Below are 16,275 nucleotides of genomic sequence, written 5' to 3'. Positions count from 1 at the left end.
AGGCTCGCTCCTACAGGGGATTGGCGGCGTGAATTTTGTGCCGGACCGAAGTCAATTGTGGGAGCCAGCCTGCTGGCGAAAGCGGTGTAACGGGTCTCACGAAATCTGGCGGCCGTACTGGCGGCATCGCGAGCAGGCTCGCTCCTACACTGGTCCGGTGTTTATTCTGAAGGCTTCGCTCGGCGAGCCTTGAAGAACTCGCTGAGCACCGCCCCGCACTCTTCAGCCAACACCCCACCCTCAAAAAGCACCCGGTGATTCAAGAAGCCCTGGGTAAAAAACTGTCCCTGACTCTGCACGATTCCGGCCTTGGGTTCCAGTGCGCCATACACCACCCGCGCAATCCGCGAATGCACGATCAGCCCGGCGCACATGCTGCACGGTTCCAGCGTCACGTACAGCGTGCTGCCGGGCAACCGGTAATTGCTGGCCGCCAACGCTGCGGCGCGGATCGCGACCATCTCGGCATGGGCGCTCGGGTCATGGCCGCTGATCGGGCAATTGAAGCCGCGACCGATGATTTCGCCGTCCTGCACCAGCACCGCGCCCACCGGCACTTCACCCAGCGCCGCACCTTGGGCGGCGAGCGTGAGCGCTTCGCGCATGAAATCGCGATCACGGCTGCGGTCGATGATCGCGGCGGGACGAATCTGACGCATCACGCCACCTCGATAGCGGCCATCAGGCCGGTTTCCATGTGGTCGATCACATGGCAATGGAACATCCACACGCCGGGGTTATCCGCCACCAGTGCAACGCGCGCGCGTTCGTTCTTGCCCAGCAAATAGGTGTCGGTGAAGTACGGAATCACCTTGTGCCGGTTCGAGGCAATGACCTTGAAACTCATGCCATGCAGGTGAATCGGGTGCTGATATTGGGTCATGTTTTTCAGTTCGAAAATGTAGCTCTTGCCTTTCTCAAGCGTGGCAATCGGGCGGTCGGCGCAGGTCTTGTCGGTGATGTCCCAGGCCTTGCCGTTGATTTGCCACAGGCTCGGCGGCCGACCGTTGTCGACGTCCACCGACACCGAACCGACCCACTCGAAATTGAAGTTGAGTTTCTCGGCATTCGCCAGGTCCGGCTCGGCGACCGGGTTGGCCGGCAGCGCGGGCGGCCACTGGCCTGGCGCATCGTCGTTCGCGACCGAGCGCAATGTCCCCAACCGCACCGGGCCGTTGCGCAAGGACAATTCTTCACCGGCCGCAGGTGCCTTGATCGCCAGGCAAATGCGCATGCCCGGGCCGAGCCAGTATTCCTTGCCCAATGGGCGAGGCTCGACGGGGTTGCCGTCCAGCGCGTAGATCTGCGCTTCGACGCCCGGAATGTTCAGGCGATAGGTCAGCGTGTTGTCGAGGTTGAGCACACGCACGCGGGTGATCTGGCCAGCGGGTAAATCGATCACCGCCTGCGCAACGCCATTGATTGTCGACAAACGCCCCGCCGTGCCGCCACGCGCCGCTTCGCGTGGAATGCTGAACGCGACAAACGCGCCTTCCTCATCCACGTGCCAGCTCTTGAGGCTCAGGGTTTTTTCGTACTTGAAACCGGTGGGCTCGCGCTCTTCGACAATCAGCGGACCCACCAGACCGCGACCGAGTTCTTCGCTGCTGTTGACGTGCGGGTGATACCAATAGCTGCCCGCGTCGGGCACGCGAAACTTGTAGTCGAAATATTCACCCGGCAAGACCGGAAGCTGCGAGACGTACGGCACGCCGTCCATCTCCAGCGGCAGGCGGATGCCGTGCCAGTGAATGGTGGTCGCCACGGGCAAATGATTGATGAACCTTACCCGTAGCCATTCACCCTGACGCACGCGCAATTCGGTGCCCGGTGCCGACGGGCCAAACGCCCAGGCTTCAGTCTTGTGCCCGGCCACCAGTTCGACGTCCAGCGGTGCCGCGATCAGCTCGTAGTCATGACCGGCGTCAGCGTCGGCCATCTTGCCCAACCAGTAACGCGACGCGCCCCCTGCTCCCACGCCAACGACAACAAGACCGGCCAGGCCACCGAGGATTTGGCGACGGGTAAAGGACATGAACTCAACTACCTCACGTATCAGCGACAGGCACCGGGCCTGCAAAAGGCGAATACGATACACCCGCAGTTGCGAAACCGTAAGGGCAGCGCGGCGGATGGACGCAGGCCGCGAAGCCCTGACGCGATACATATGTACCGCACTGATCTTGAGCGAATACACGATCCTCGTTGCCCATCCCTCAAGGAACAGAGCGAATGAACTCGATAGAAGCCCGTACGCTGCCCAACGCTGCCGACAAAGCGGCCCTCAAGATAATGGCTGCCCAGGTCGTGACGGCCTGCCCCAGCCTGCACGATACGGCGCACGAAGTCGCCGCGACGCTGCTCACGCACCATGGCGTGGCCGGTCTCGACCCGGACCAGGTTTATTTCCATCGATTCAAGACTGCCCAGAGCAGTTCGACCTCGTTTACCGGGTGGGAACACGTTCGCGAAAAGCCCTATGAATCCCTGACCCTGACGCAGTTGGTGGTCCACCGGTTCCGCGCCACCGATCAGGACAACGCCGACCTGCTGGACCTCTACGGCGGCTTTTACACGGCGGGGCCGGAGGCCGACGACTTCAACGAAACCAATGAAGTGCGCCTGCATGGCAACCAGGTGCTCAAGGACTTCTGGAGCATCGATTTCAGCCATCTCTACCGCAACCAGCTGAAAAGTTTCTGGGATAATTTCGCCGACGACTTCCGTACCCTGGCCAAGTGCAACTTCCTCAGCAAAGCCGTCGAAGCCCGCGACAGCGCCGTATTGACCGATGAGGAGTTTCAAACGGTGGTCAGCGCGGTGAACCGCACGCTCACTTGGCCGGTCAGCTTGCCGATGCTGCGCAGCGAAACCCCGGCGGGTCACGGTTCAAGGGTTTGCGCGCTGGACATCGCCGGTCACGTGGCGACCCATATTTTGTGCATCATCGACTTGCAGGGGCGGCACATCCTTTACGTACCGGGCGACACCGATGCGTTCCATGTGCTGCAAAGCCTTTCCGACCTGCACTGGTGGGTCTTGCAACAGATGAACGAGAAAGCCCCTCTCCAACAGTTTCTGGGCCATTTCACGCTGGCTGACCGTCGTGAAATCAACGACAACATCTCGGACCTGATGACCCGTCTTGTCACGACCTGGGGCCATTCCGATCACCACATGATCAACCAGAAGAACGTCAGCGTGACGGTCGATGCGTTTACCTGGGTCCGCGATTCCACGCGGGCGGCGATGTTCGCCGAGGCCGATCTGTCGCTGACCTCTAATAGCGACCTGCGAAAAAAATTGTGGATCGGTTATCTGAGCGCGGGTTTGAAAGTGTTCGGCCCTATGGCAGCGGTAGGCTGGCCAGTGGCGTTGCCAGTGATCGGTGCCAGTCTGGCCAACATGGGTTTGAACATCGATCAAGCGGCCAACGGCAAGACGGCCGCCGAACGCAAACAGGGCGTCATCGGCGCGATCCTCAGTGCCATCGACGCCCTGTTCAACCTTCCGTTCTTGAAAGGCACCGGGTCAGTGGTGGAAACCGCGGAGGCCGCTGAAACGGCCGAACAGGTGGAAGGCACCATCACCGAGATGGAACCCGAAGACTTCAGCGCGAAACTACCCGTTCCGGAAGCACTGCCATCGGGCCCGGCTGAACCAAAATCAATGTCCGGCATCCCGCAAACCTATCAATCCAACGAATTGCTCGACGGCGAAACCCCGGTCGCAGAACCCGGAAAATACCAGGGTATCTACCGACTCAATTCCGACCCGCCCTACGCCATCGTAATGGACGACATGGCTTATTACGTACGCTACTTCGCCGACACTCAGGGCGGCGGTTTCTGGGCCATCGTCGATCCCGCGCGACCCAACCAGCTGATTCACTCGCTGCCCGTGCGTTTGAATGCCGAGGGCACCTGGGAGCGATTGACCCGATTGGGGTTGAAGGGTGGCGGCCAATGCCTGGGCAAGGAATGCACCGTCGAGCTGGAACTGGACGCAATCGAACCGGCTCCCGTCGAGCCAGAGCCACCTGCAGCGCAAGCGCCGCCGCCCATCGAGCCACCTCGGCCTCCGGCATCGCCCTCCAGAGTCATTCGCCTGGTGACCACACCCTACGACGTGGCAAAGGCTGAAAGCTCTGAGTTGAGAAAATGGGCATTGCAACTGCGCGAAACACATATTCGGGTTCTGGTCGGTCCCAATGGTGCGCTGATCGCGCCGGACCGATATGCGCTGTACTTCGCGGATAAGGCCCGCACATTGTTGCACTCCGCCAGGCGTTTCTACGGAAACCTGCCATGGGCCAATCTGCCGCCGCGTCCGGTTATCCCGAGCGTCGACGCTTCAACGACCATCACGGCGCTCATTGAGCAGATTTTCCACGCCGCGCCCGGACTGGTCATCAGTGAAACGCTGGGGCGAATCACCAGCATGCGGCTTTTGATCGAGAACATGGCCCTGTTTGCGCGCCAGGGTGTCAAAACCCTTTATGTACGTCGCCTGCTCAGCGATTTTATCCAGACCGATCTGAACGCGTACTTCAGAAGCGGCGTCATGTCCGAAGACCTGGAATATTATCTGAAGCGCCTCGGCACCGACCCGTCCGGACAATTCAACGAACTCGAACTGGTTAAATCCGCCAGGCAAAACGGCATTCGCGTCCAGGCCACCGATTGCGCGGCAACCTACCGCAAACCTGTTTCGTCAACCCGCGTCGAAGAGCAGATGAGCACGAACCATCTGACCAGTGAAATCATTTTCGTGGATAAAGCCATGAACACAGTGGGTAAGTGGGTCGTGCTCACCGGTGTCGAAAATACCAATACGTTCAGGGGGCTGGCGGGTCTCAGTGAACTGGAAGGCGGGATCGGTGTGCGTATCGAAGAAGTCAATCCCGGGCAAGGTGAAGGTGTCGTCGTCGATCCGGGCATGGACGTCCAACGGGGGCCCTCTGCGCTGCAAGAAACCGCGCGCGGCACCGTGGATACCCTTTATGCCGATCTGCTTTTACACATGGAAGCGGCCCCGGTCAGCCGCACCGAACAGCAAATCCAAAGGCTGCTTTACCGTCCGGGCATGTATTGCTTCGAGCGTTCACAGGGCGTCTATACGTTGGTTCACCGCAGTCAGGCCGAGCAGATCGTGCGCACAGCCGTCGAGGTCCTCGCCGATGGGCGATATCAGATCCTCCGGCCGTCATGGCCGAGCGTCAGCAACATTCCCTTCGCCAGCCTTGGGCAGTTGTCCCGGGCGCTTGACCAGATGGGCCTGAGCCTGCAAAGCCGCCTGCCCGAATGATCGGTCAGACCAGACCGGGTGGTGCAACGGTTCATCATGGCCGCAACAATTTCCTCGCCCAATAAAAAGCCGCGTGAAACAGCGTTTCACGCGGCTTGTAGTCCAACCTTCGGTCACGTCTTCAACGGCAGTCCCTTGTGGGAGCGAGCCTGTTCGCGAAGAACGAAACCGCGGGTTAGCTGATCATTCCCACTCAATCGTCGCCGGCGGCTTGCTCGACACGTCGTATGTAACGCGCGAAATACCTTCGATTTCATTGATGATGCGCCCGCTGACAGTTTCCAGCAGTTCGTAAGGCAGATGTGCCCAACGCGCGGTCATGAAATCGATGGTTTCCACGGCACGCAGGGCAACGACCCAGGCGTAACGACGGCCATCGCCGACCACGCCCACCGACTTGACTGGCTGGAACACTACGAATGCCTGGCTGACTTTGTGGTACCAGTCGGCCTTGCGCAGTTCTTCGATGAAGATGTGGTCGGCGCGACGCAACAGGTCGGCGTATTCCTTTTTCACTTCACCGAGGATCCGCACGCCCAGACCCGGGCCCGGGAACGGGTGACGGTAGACCATGTCGTACGGCAGGCCGAGTTCCAGGCCCAGACGACGGACTTCGTCCTTGAACAGCTCGCGCAGCGGCTCAACCAGCTTGAGGTTCATTTCTTCCGGCAGGCCGCCCACGTTGTGGTGCGACTTGATCACATGGGCCTTGCCGCTTTTGGCGCCAGCCGACTCGATCACGTCAGGGTAGATCGTGCCCTGAGCGAGGTACTTGATGTTGTCCAGTTTGTTGGACTGGGCATCGAATACGTCGATGAAAGTACGGCCGATGATCTTGCGCTTCTTCTCCGGGTCGGACTCGCCGGCCAGGTTGTCGAGGAACTGGTCTTCGGCATTCGCACGGATCACTTTGACGCCCATGTTCTCGGCAAACATGGCCATGACTTGCTCGCCTTCGTGCAGACGCAGCAGACCGTTGTCGACGAACACGCAGGTCAACTGGTCGCCAATGGCTTTGTGCAGCAGCGCGGCAACCACCGAGGAATCGACGCCGCCGGACAAGCCGAGCAGAACGTTATCGGTGCCGACCTGGGCGCGCACCTGAGCAATGGCGTCTTCAGCGATTTTTGAGGGGGTCCACAGGGCTTCGCACTCGCAGATGTCGAGGATGAAGCGCGACAGAATGCGGCCGCCCTGCTTGGTATGGGTCACTTCCGGGTGAAACTGCACGCCGTAGTAGCGACGCTCATCGCTGAACATGCCGGCAATCGGGCAGCTCGGGGTGCTGGCGAGGATGTGGAAATCTTCCGGCATGCGGGTGACCTTGTCACCGTGGCTCATCCATACGTCGAGACCGAACAGGCCGTCGGCGTCGATGTGGTCTTCGATGCCGTCCAGCAGACGGCTCTTGCCCACCACGTCTACACGGGCGTAACCGAATTCCCGCAGCTCGGAACCTTCAACTTTGCCACCGAGCTGTTCAGCCATGGTTTGCATGCCATAGCAGATACCGAAGACCGGCACGCCGAGGTCAAACACGGCTTGCGGGCAGCGAGGGCTGTTGGCTTCGTGCACGGACTCGGGACCGCCGGCGAGGATGACGCCTTTTGGTGCGAATTCGCGAATCGCTTCGTCGTCCATGTCGAACGGATGCAGCTCACAGTAAACGCCGATTTCGCGCACGCGGCGGGCAATCAGCTGGGTGTACTGGGAACCGAAGTCGAGGATCAGGATGCGGTGGGCGTGAATGTCGAGGGCCATGGAGGAAACTCTGAAAAGCAGTTGCAAGCTTCAAGCTGCAAGCTGCAAGTAATCGGAAGCTGCGCGGTAGCTGCATCAACACAGCACCGCTTGCAGCTTGTAACTTGTGGCTTTTAGCTGTCGGCGTCAGCCGACCCGATAGTTTGGCGCTTCTTTGGTGATCTGTACGTCGTGCACGTGGGACTCGGCCATGCCGGCACCGGTGATCCGCACGAACTCGGGCTTGGTGCGCATTTCTTCGATGTCGGCGCTGCCGGTGTAGCCCATCGAGGAACGCAGGCCGCCCATCAGTTGATGGATGATGGCGCTCAGGGTGCCTTTGTAAGGAACACGCCCTTCGATGCCTTCCGGAACCAGCTTCTCGGCGCCGGCCGAGGAATCCTGGAAGTAACGATCGGAAGAACCTTGAGCCTGGGACATGGCGCCCAGCGAACCCATGCCGCGGTAGGCCTTGTAGGAACGGCCCTGGAACAGTTCGATTTCGCCCGGCGCTTCTTCGGTACCGGCAAACATCGAGCCCATCATCACGCAGGACGCACCGGCAACGATGGCCTTGGACAGGTCACCGGAGAAACGGATGCCGCCGTCGGCGATCAACGGCACGCCGGTGCCTTCAAGGGCCGCGGCGACGTTGGCGATGGCGCTGATTTGCGGCACGCCGACACCCGCGACGATGCGGGTGGTGCAGATCGAGCCAGGGCCGATACCGACCTTGACCGCATCGGCGCCGGCTTCAGCCAGGGCCTTGGCCGCAGCGCCGGTGGCGATGTTGCCGCCGATCACCTGTACTTCAGGGAAATTCTGTTTGACCCAGCGAACCCGGTCGATCACGCCTTTGGAGTGACCGTGGGCGGTGTCGACCACCACCACGTCAACGCCGGCACTGACCAGCGCGGCAACGCGGTCGCCAGTGTCTTTACCGGTACCCACTGCAGCGCCGACGCGCAGACGACCTTGATCGTCCTTGCTGGCCAGCGGGTAAGCCTTGGCTTTTTCGATGTCGTTGACGGTCATCATGCCTTTGAGGGCGAATTTTTCGTCGACGATCAGAACCCGCTCGATGCGGTTCTTGTGCAACAGTTCGCGAACGTCGTTCTTGTCGGCGCCTTCCTTGACAGTGACCAGACGCTCTTTAGGCGTCATCACTTCGCGGACAGTGACTTCCATACGACTTTCGAAACGTACGTCGCGGGAGGTGACGATGCCGACCAGGTCGCCATCGTGCAGCACCGGAACGCCGGAAATGTTGTGCTGGCGGGTCAGTTCGAACAGTTCACGCACCGTGGCGTCAGCCTCGATGGTGATCGGATCCTTGACCACGCCGGCTTCATAACGCTTGACCTTGCGCACTTCGGCAGCTTGCTGCTCGATGGTCATGTTCTTGTGGATGATGCCGATGCCACCTTCCTGAGCCATGGCGATTGCCAGACGGGCTTCAGTGACGGTGTCCATGGCGGCAGAAACCAGAGGAATATTCAGCTCGATGCCACGGGTTAGGCGGGTCTTGAGACTGACTTCGTTAGGAAGCACCTCGGAATAACCGGGCACTAGGAGAATGTCGTCGAATGTCAGAGCTTCTTGGCTGATACGCAGCATCGCGGGGGCTCCCGAGCGGGAAAATGGAAGCGCGCCATTATAGTCAGACACCCCCTCGGGTTCAATGTAAAACTCTGGCTATTATCGACGTTGCTGATATTCGGGGAGTTTCGCTTTACAGTTCGACCTTGACCCAGCTCACCGGCTGATCCAGCCAATCGGCGAACTCATCGATGAAACTCTGCTTGAATCCCGCCTCGGCCCAATTGTTGAAAATGAAACCGAGGTTGGAAAACCCGCATTCCTGCAAAAACAGAAACCCGTTGATGTCATCTTCGTGCCCGCATTCGGGGCAGGTGAAGTTGTCGGTACGCCCCGGCATCCACTCTTCCAGGCTCTCAAACAGCGCCTCGCCGACTTCCTTGCGACACTCGGCACAGCCCGCCTCGCCCAGAAAGCCTTTGGCCGGCGTATAGATGCAGCGCTTGGTGATGATTTCCAGACCATTGATCGGCTCGCCGAACGGCAAAGCCTGCGGATGCAGCACCACCGCGCGAGCGCCGTCGGCAATGGCGTGGCCCATGCGATTGCCGGTCCGGCCGCACGTGGTCAGTTCTTCCTTGATGATGTTCTTGCGCGCCAGCCAACGCACGATCGCCCGGGCCCGGGGTTCGTGCACGGGCAGCGTGGAAATTTTCGGGACGATGATGCTTTGCGAATTCATGGTCAAAGCCTAGTGCGTCAAATGGATATTCTGCGGTGTGCTGTCTGACGCCTTCGCGGGCAAACCACGCTCCCACAGGGTCTTGTGTCGTCCGCAAATTCATCAAACGGCACAAGACCTGTGGGAGCGTGGTTTGCCCGCGATGGCGTCAGCGCGGACGGCAGCTTAATGGCTGACACACTGAGGTCAAGTACTCAAATACCGCCCAATCAGACCATCGTCGGCGACAAGCACAACGCAAACAGCAATAAGGGTAGCTCGGCATACACGCCTGCAACCGAAAACAGACTCGGCGCACCACGGCGCTGCCACTGGTCAGCGCTAAACAAGGTCAAAAGATCCCAGCTTTCGGCCGCTCCAACGGGGGATCGTGCATTGCGCAGGAAATTACCTTTAAACTGCGCTCCATGATTAAAGATCCCTTTGCAAGACTCGGCCTGGACCGTGAAGTCCTGACTGTCAGCCAGCTCAACGGCCGCGCGCGGGTGTTCCTCGAAGACGTGTTCAGCAACATCTGGGTCGAAGGCGAAATCTCCAACCTCGCCCGCCCGGCGTCCGGCCATGTGTATTTCACCCTCAAGGATAGCGGCGCCCAAGTGCGTTGCGCACTGTTTCGGCAGAATGCTGCACGGGTGCGCCAGGCGTTGAAGGACGGCCTTGCAGTCAAGGTTCGTGGCAAGGTTTCGCTCTTCGAAGGACGCGGTGACTATCAACTGATCCTCGACACCGTCGAGCCTGCCGGCGACGGCGCGTTGCGTCTGGCGTTTGACGCGCTGAAAGAAAAACTGAGCGCCGAAGGCCTGTTCAGTGCCGAACGCAAAGTGCCGCTGCCGGCGCATCCGCAACGTATCGGCATCATCAGCTCGCCGACCGGGGCAGTGATCCGCGACATCATCAGCGTGTTCCGCCGCCGCGCGCCGCAGGTGCAACTGACGCTGATCCCGACCGCCGTGCAAGGTCGTGAAGCCACTGCGCAAATCGTTCGCGCGCTGAAACTCGCCGATGCCCGTGGTTTCGATGCGCTGATCCTGGCGCGTGGCGGCGGTTCGCTGGAAGACCTCTGGTGTTTCAATGAAGAAGCCGTGGCCCGGGCGGTGGATGCCTGCGTGACGCCCATTGTCAGCGCCGTCGGTCATGAAACCGATGTGTCGATCAGCGATTTCGTCGCCGACGTCCGCGCCCCCACACCGTCCGCCGCCGCCGAACTGCTGGCGCCAGATTCCAGCGATCTGGTGCGCCGGGTCGAAAGCCTGCATCGCCGGTTGGTCATGCGCATCCGCGACCGTTTGATGCGTGATCGCTTGCGTCTGGAAGGCATGGCGCGACGCCTGCGCCACCCCGGCGAACGTCTGCGCCAGCAAGCGCAACGTCTGGACGATCTGGACATGCGCATGCGTCGCGCTTTCGAGCGCAACCTCAATACTCGCCGCGAACGCTTGATCCGTCTGGAAACCCGCCTCGCCGGGCAGCATCCGGGGCGACAACTGGCGATGCTCCGTCAGCGCCTCGACAGCCTGGCCGAACGCTTGCCCCGCGCCATGCGTGAAGGGCTCAAATCGCGGCGCCTGGCCTTGCAGAGCCAAGTGCAGACACTGCAAGTGGTCAGCCCGCTGGCGACCCTGGCACGCGGCTATAGCATTCTGCTCGATGAGCGCGGTCACGCCATTCACAGCGCTGCGCAAACCCATAACGGCCAGCGCCTGAAGGCCCGCCTGGGCGAAGGCGAATTACACGTTCGGGTCGAAGACAATCACCTGTCGCCCGTCACCCTCTCTTTATTGGATTGATCCATGCCGCGTTTTCTCGCTCCGTTGTTGTTGCTGTGTTTGACCTTCAATGCCCACGCTGACAGTTACATCACCCGCCTGCTGAACAAGCCGGTGCCGGGCGGTGTGGCGGTGGTCGAGCTCGGCGCCGCTGCGCAGGCGCCGAAAGCCAGCTATCAAGGCAAACCGGTGTTGGTGGTCAAGGAGCAGAACAACTGGCTGGCGATTGTCGGCGTGCCGTTGACGGTCAAGCCAGGCACTCAGCAAATCAGCAGCGGTGGGCGAAATCTGGGTTTCACGGTGGGCGACAAGAAGTATCCGGAACAACGCATCACGCTGAAGAACACCCAACAGGTCAACCCGGACCCGGCCAATCTCAAGCGCATCGAAAAAGAGTTGGCCGAGCAGATCGCGGCATATCGCAGCTTCAGTCCGAACATCCCGAGCAATTTGTTGCTGGATAAACCGGTCAACGGGCCGCTGTCGAGCAAGTTCGGCGTGCGTCGTTTTTTTAACGGTGAAGAACGTAATGCTCACTCGGGGCTGGACTTCGCCGTGCCTGCGGGAACGCCGATCAAGACGCCGGCGGCCGGGAAAGTCATTCTGATCGGCAACTATTTCTTCAATGGCAACACGGTGTTTGTCGATCATGGCCAAGGTTTCATCAGCATGTTTTGTCACATGTCGAAAATTGACGTGAAGGTCGGTCAGCAGATGGCGCGTGGCGGCGTGGTTGGAAAAGTCGGCGCGACCGGCCGTGCGACCGGTCCGCACATGCACTGGAATGTCAGCCTGAATGATGCGCGGGTGGATCCGGCGATTTTCATTGGCGCTTTTCAGCCGTAATTCTTTGCTGAAGCTAGCGGCCTATCGCGAGCAGGCTCGCTCCCACAGGGGATTTGTGACACGCCGCAAACCACTGTAGGAGCGAGCCTGCTCGCGAATGCGATATCAGCATCACCACCAACCTACAATTGCCGACGATCAACTATCGCCGCAATCCTTAATGCACCACACAGAAATCCGCGCTATTAAATCTCGCCAACCGCGATAAAAGCAGAATTTCTCCCAATTTTCTTCGACTGCTTGCCAACCCTCACCCTCGCGGTTAGGGTTGAGTCCATGAAAACCTCTCACACCCTCATTCAGCTCCGTCAGCACCGCAGTCTGTGCCTCGTCAGCGCACGACTGCCAGGCTGAATCGCGGCGCCTCGTCTCACGCTTTCTCCAAGAACATTTGATCCACCGGCAGGCCGCCTTTTTTCGGCCACACAACAAGGATTTCCCGATGAGCATGCTTAAAGACCCGTCTTCGAAATACCGCGCGTTCCCGGCCATCGACATTCCGGACCGCACCTGGCCGTCGAAGACCATCACCGCCGCGCCGATCTGGTGCAGTTCCGACCTTCGCGACGGCAACCAGTCGCTGATCGAGCCGATGGACGCGGTGAAAAAGCTGCGCTTCTGGAAAACACTCGTGCAAGTCGGCGTGAAAGAAATCGAAGCCTCGTTCCCGGCCGCCTCGCAGACCGACTTCGACTTTGTGCGTACGCTGATCGAAGGCAACCACATCCCGGACGACACCACCATTCAGGTGCTGACCCAGGGCCGTGAAGACCTGATCGAGCGGACCTTCGAATCCCTGCGCGGGGCGAAGAAAGCCATCGTTCACCTGTACAACGCGACCTCGCCGTCCTTCCGCCGCATCGTCTTTAACCAGGACAAGGACGGGATCAAGGCCATCGCCGTTGACGCCGCCAAGCTGTTTGTCAAATACGCGGCGCAGCAGCCGGAAACCCAGTGGACCTTCGAGTACTCCCCGGAAACCTTCAGCGCCACCGAACTGGAATTTGCCAAGGAAGTCTGCGACGCGGTGATCGAAGTCTGGAACCCGACGCCTGAGCGCAAGATGATCCTTAACTTGCCGGCCACCGTCGAATGCGCGACCCCGAACATTTATGCCGATCAGATCGAATGGTTCGGCCGTCACATCAACCGTCGTGACAGCGTGATCATCAGCCTGCACACCCACAACGACCGTGGCACTGGCGTCGCCGCCACCGAGCTGGGCCTGATGGCCGGTGCGGACCGAGTCGAAGGTTGCCTGTTCGGCAACGGCGAGCGCACCGGCAACGTCGATCTGGTGACCGTGGCGTTGAACCTCTACACCCAAGGCATTCACCCCGAGCTGGACTTCTCCGACATCGACGGCGTGCGCAAAGTCGTTGAAGAGTGCAACCAGATCCAGGTGCACCCGCGTCATCCGTATGTCGGTGATCTGGTCCACACCGCGTTCTCCGGCTCGCACCAGGACGCAATCCGCAAAGGCTTCGCCCAGCAGAAACCGGACGCGTTGTGGGAAGTGCCGTACTTGCCGATCGACCCGGCGGACATCGGCCGCAGCTACGAAGCGGTGATTCGCGTCAACAGCCAGTCGGGCAAGGGCGGCATCGCTTACTTGCTGGAACAGGAATATGGCATCAGCTTGCCGCGTCGCATGCAGATTGAATTCAGCCAGGTTGTGCAGCGTGAAACCGATCGCCTGGGCCTTGAGATGACTGCTCAGCAGATCCACGCTTTGCTGCACAGCGAGTACTTGCAGGCCAACACTCCATACGCGCTGGTCAGCCATCGCCTGCAGGAAGAAAACGGCAACAGCGCCGTTGAAGTTGAAGTGGCCAGCAAGGGTCAGGGCGAAACCAACCTGCACTGGCGTGGCAAAGGCAACGGCGCGCTGGAAGCATTGGTCGCTGGCCTGCCCATTCCGGTGGAAATCATGGATTACAATGAACACGCCATCGGCGCCGGCACCAATGCCAAAGCGGCGGCGTACATCGAACTGCGTGTGGACGGTCAGCGTGCGGTGCACGGCGTGGGCATTGACGAGAACATCACCACGGCCAGCTTCAAGGCGCTGTTCAGTGCGCTGAACCGCTCGCTGAGTCAGCCGGAAGCGAAAGCGGCGTAAGCCATCGCTGAAACGCAAAAGGCCCCCCGGTGTGAACCTTGGGGCCTTCTTGTTTGCCTGAAAATGAGCAGTGCCTGTAATGGCCTCATCGCGAGCAAGCTCCCACATTGTCCGTGTTTACACCATTCAATTGTGGGAGCGAGCTTGCTCGCGATGACGGCAGATCAGACAACGAAGGCTTCAGGTGAACTCGAACGTATCCGCATCCAGATTCGCCGGAAACCGTGTGCGATAGGCCTGCAGGTCAGCAGCATTGAGCACGACCTGAAACACCCCATCAGCCTCCCCCGCGCTGAGCAAGGTCTCACCCTGAAAATCCAGCACCTGACTGTCACCGGTATACGCAAACCCCTTGCCATCCGTGCCAATGCGGTTCACCGCTGCCACATAACACAGGTTTTCGATGGCGCGCGCCGGCAGCAGGCGATTCCAGTGCTGACGCCGCGCACCCGGCCAATTCGCCGTGTACAGCAGCAAGTCAGTGTCCTGCGCATCGCGACTCCACACCGGGAAACGCAGGTCGTAACAAATCAGCGGTCGCACGCGCCAGCCCTTGAGCTCGAACTGCACCTGACGCTCGCCCGGCGTGTAATGGTTGTGCTCGCCGGCCATGCGGAACAGGTGGCGCTTGTCGTAATGCAACACCTCACCATCCGGCCGCGCCCACAGCAGCCGATTGCGGTGGCTGCCGTCAGCGGCCTGCACCATGACGCTGCCGGTAATTACGGCATCGAGTTTCGCCGCCTGGGCACGCAGCCATTTGCTGGTCGGACCCTTCTCCGCTTCGGCGAAGGTTTCGGACTCCATGGAGAATCCGGTGGTGAACATCTCCGGCAGGATGATCAGATCGGCGCCGCGAGCCTGTTCCAGCAGTGGCTCGAAATGCTCCAGATTAGCTTCCCGGTCATGCCAGGCCAGGGTCGTCTGGATCAGCGCCAGGTTCAGGTTCGGCAACGCACTTAGATCACGCATAGTTTCTCCGCCGCTTCACGCAGGGTCTCTTCGCGCTTGGCGAAGCACAATCGAACCAGTCGCTGGCCTTCTGGCGGCGACTGGTAAAACACGGAAATCGGAATGCTGGCAACGCCGTGTTCGCGGGTCATCCACAGGGCCATCTCGACATCGTTGAGGTCCGGGCGGATCTGCGAATAATCGACCAGCTGGAAATAGGTACCGGTCACGCGGGTGAAACTCAAGCGTGACGGCGTCAGCAAGTCGCAGAACAGATCACGCTTGCCCTGATAAAAGTCCGGCAATTGTTCGACGTGTTCCGGGTGCTCGGCCATGAAGTCGGCCAAGGCGTATTGCAGCGGCGTGACGCCGCAAAAACTGACGTACTGGTGAACCTTGCGCAATTCGGCTGTGAGCGCCGGGGGTGCCACTACGTACCCGGTTTTCCAGCCGGTGACGTGATAGGTCTTGCCGAAGGAACTGATCACGAAGGCACGCTGGTACAACTCTTCATGATTGAGCACGCTGACGTGGGGCACGCCGTCGAACACCAGATGTTCGTAAACTTCGTCGCTGATCAAATAGATGTCGCGATCACGGATCAAATCCGCCAGTTGATCAAGTTCGGCACGACTGATCAATGCACCACTCGGGTTGTGCGGGGTATTCAGCACAATCATTCGGGTGCGCGGCGTAATCGCCTCTGCCAGTTTCTCGAAGTCGATAGAAAAATCATTCAGCCCAAGCTGAACATGCACGCAACGGCCCCCGGCCAATTCTGTTGCCGGTTCATAACTGTCGTAGCACGGATCGAAAACTATCACTTCGTCGCCGCTGTGGATAATCGCCTGAATCGCACAGAAGATCGCCTGAGTGGCGCCGGGGGTGATGGTCACTTCGTTGTCGGGATCAACATTGACGCCGTAACTGCGAGCGATCTTCGCGGCCACCTGCTGACGCAACGCCGGCAGGCCGGTCATCGGTGAATATTGGTTGTGGCCACTGGCAATGTGGCGACCCACCGCATCGCACAAGGCCTGTGGAGCATCGAAATCGGGAAAACCCTGGGACAGGTTGATCGCTCCGGTTTGCGCCGCGAGCTGAGACATCTGCGTGAAGATAGTGATGCCGACATTCGGCAGCTTACTGGTGATCATCGGTGGGCCCCTGCAGGTGAGCTGCAAGTTTCAAGCTGCAAGCTACAAGCGGTCAAGCGACAAACCGCAGACCAGCAAAAAGGGCCCTTGTCACAGGCTGTGTGA

At 60.0% G+C, this 16,275-nt stretch carries 11 protein-coding genes and 1 pseudogene; 4 read left to right on the top strand and 8 right to left on the bottom strand.

Translation table 11 applies throughout. From position 1 onward, the window contains the following. Nucleotides 1-161: 161 nt before the first annotated feature. Both tadA and ACYZT1_RS05770 read right to left on the bottom strand, forming a co-directional pair. The gene (tadA, locus tag ACYZT1_RS05775; protein WP_462018069.1) at nucleotides 162-659 is read right to left on the bottom strand and encodes a tRNA adenosine(34) deaminase TadA; all 498 of its coding nucleotides are present in this window, start codon (nucleotides 657-659) and stop codon (nucleotides 162-164) included. Then, the gene (locus tag ACYZT1_RS05770) at nucleotides 659-2,035 is read right to left on the bottom strand and encodes a multicopper oxidase family protein (RefSeq protein ID WP_462018068.1); all 1,377 of its coding nucleotides are present in this window, start codon (nucleotides 2,033-2,035) and stop codon (nucleotides 659-661) included. Before ACYZT1_RS05770 ends, tadA begins: the two co-directional genes overlap by 1 nt. A 197-nt stretch (nucleotides 2,036-2,232) precedes the next feature. Here ACYZT1_RS05770 and ACYZT1_RS05765 point away from each other — a divergent pair, with 197 nt between their 5' ends. Next, a complete protein-coding gene (locus tag ACYZT1_RS05765) occupies nucleotides 2,233-5,307 on the top strand; it encodes a membrane-targeted effector domain-containing toxin (protein WP_462018067.1) in 3,075 nt (1,024 codons plus the stop codon). Nucleotides 5,308-5,490: 183 nt separating this feature from the next. Here the strand turns inward: ACYZT1_RS05765 and guaA are convergent, their stop codons facing one another. The 4 genes and pseudogenes from guaA to ACYZT1_RS05745 form a co-directional block, all read right to left on the bottom strand. Beyond that, nucleotides 5,491-7,068 (bottom strand): glutamine-hydrolyzing GMP synthase, encoded by a 1,578-nt coding sequence (guaA, locus tag ACYZT1_RS05760; RefSeq protein WP_462018066.1) that lies wholly within the window; start codon nucleotides 7,066-7,068, stop codon nucleotides 5,491-5,493. A 126-nt stretch (nucleotides 7,069-7,194) separates the two neighbouring features. Then, entirely contained in the window at nucleotides 7,195-8,664 is a 1,470-nt protein-coding gene (gene guaB, locus ACYZT1_RS05755) for an IMP dehydrogenase (RefSeq protein ID WP_462018065.1), read from the bottom strand. 115 nt (nucleotides 8,665-8,779) lie between these two features. Then, the gene (locus tag ACYZT1_RS05750) at nucleotides 8,780-9,328 is read right to left on the bottom strand and encodes a hypothetical protein (protein WP_028620128.1); all 549 of its coding nucleotides are present in this window, start codon (nucleotides 9,326-9,328) and stop codon (nucleotides 8,780-8,782) included. A gap of 215 nt (nucleotides 9,329-9,543) precedes the next feature. Beyond that, nucleotides 9,544-9,650: pseudogene (locus ACYZT1_RS05745) on the bottom strand (sulfite exporter TauE/SafE family protein); the annotation flags it as partial. Between the two features lie 85 nt (nucleotides 9,651-9,735). Here ACYZT1_RS05745 and xseA point away from each other — a divergent pair. The 3 genes from xseA (at nucleotide 9,736) to leuA (ending at nucleotide 14,062) form a co-directional block, all read left to right on the top strand. Continuing rightward, nucleotides 9,736-11,115, top strand: a complete 1,380-nt coding sequence (gene xseA, locus ACYZT1_RS05740) for an exodeoxyribonuclease VII large subunit (RefSeq protein ID WP_462018064.1) — start codon at nucleotides 9,736-9,738, stop codon at nucleotides 11,113-11,115. 3 nt (nucleotides 11,116-11,118) lie between these two features. Next, nucleotides 11,119-11,940, top strand: a complete 822-nt coding sequence (locus ACYZT1_RS05735; RefSeq protein WP_462018063.1) for a peptidoglycan DD-metalloendopeptidase family protein — start codon at nucleotides 11,119-11,121, stop codon at nucleotides 11,938-11,940. 442 nt (nucleotides 11,941-12,382) lie between these two features. After that, nucleotides 12,383-14,062 (top strand): 2-isopropylmalate synthase, encoded by a 1,680-nt coding sequence (gene leuA / locus ACYZT1_RS05730; RefSeq protein WP_462018062.1) that lies wholly within the window; start codon nucleotides 12,383-12,385, stop codon nucleotides 14,060-14,062. Between the two features lie 180 nt (nucleotides 14,063-14,242). Here the strand turns inward: leuA and ACYZT1_RS05725 are convergent, their stop codons facing one another. Further along, a complete protein-coding gene (locus ACYZT1_RS05725; RefSeq protein ID WP_462018061.1) occupies nucleotides 14,243-15,034 on the bottom strand; it encodes an amidohydrolase in 792 nt (263 codons plus the stop codon). Beyond that, nucleotides 15,022-16,170 carry a pyridoxal phosphate-dependent aminotransferase gene (locus ACYZT1_RS05720; protein WP_462018060.1) on the bottom strand — a complete coding sequence of 383 codons (1,149 nt, stop codon included), beginning with the start codon at nucleotides 16,168-16,170 and terminating at the stop codon, nucleotides 15,022-15,024. The genes ACYZT1_RS05725 and ACYZT1_RS05720 overlap by 13 nt, the downstream gene beginning before the upstream one ends. Nucleotides 16,171-16,275 lie beyond the last annotated feature (105 nt).

Source organism: Pseudomonas sp. PB3P13, assembly GCF_054897735.1.
The sequence above is the reverse complement of the archived record's forward strand: the minus strand, read 5'-3'. Positions and strand labels throughout refer to the sequence as shown.

What these genes read in the sequence shown, in the direction of transcription:
- leuA (WP_462018062.1), top strand. Translation starts at nt 12,383, where the DNA reads ATGAGCATGCTTAAAGACCCGTCTTCGAAATACCGCGCGTTCCCGGCC.
- tadA (WP_462018069.1), bottom strand. Translation starts at nt 659, where the DNA reads ATGCGTCAGATTCGTCCCGCCGCGATCATCGACCGCAGCCGTGATCGC.
- ACYZT1_RS05720 (WP_462018060.1), bottom strand. Translation starts at nt 16,170, where the DNA reads ATGATCACCAGTAAGCTGCCGAATGTCGGCATCACTATCTTCACGCAG.
- ACYZT1_RS05750 (WP_028620128.1), bottom strand. Translation starts at nt 9,328, where the DNA reads ATGAATTCGCAAAGCATCATCGTCCCGAAAATTTCCACGCTGCCCGTG.
- guaA (WP_462018066.1), bottom strand. Translation starts at nt 7,068, where the DNA reads ATGGCCCTCGACATTCACGCCCACCGCATCCTGATCCTCGACTTCGGT.
- ACYZT1_RS05725 (WP_462018061.1), bottom strand. Translation starts at nt 15,034, where the DNA reads ATGCGTGATCTAAGTGCGTTGCCGAACCTGAACCTGGCGCTGATCCAG.
- xseA (WP_462018064.1), top strand. Translation starts at nt 9,736, where the DNA reads ATGATTAAAGATCCCTTTGCAAGACTCGGCCTGGACCGTGAAGTCCTG.
- ACYZT1_RS05765 (WP_462018067.1), top strand. Translation starts at nt 2,233, where the DNA reads ATGAACTCGATAGAAGCCCGTACGCTGCCCAACGCTGCCGACAAAGCG.
- ACYZT1_RS05735 (WP_462018063.1), top strand. Translation starts at nt 11,119, where the DNA reads ATGCCGCGTTTTCTCGCTCCGTTGTTGTTGCTGTGTTTGACCTTCAAT.
- guaB (WP_462018065.1), bottom strand. Translation starts at nt 8,664, where the DNA reads ATGCTGCGTATCAGCCAAGAAGCTCTGACATTCGACGACATTCTCCTA.
- ACYZT1_RS05770 (WP_462018068.1), bottom strand. Translation starts at nt 2,035, where the DNA reads ATGTCCTTTACCCGTCGCCAAATCCTCGGTGGCCTGGCCGGTCTTGTT.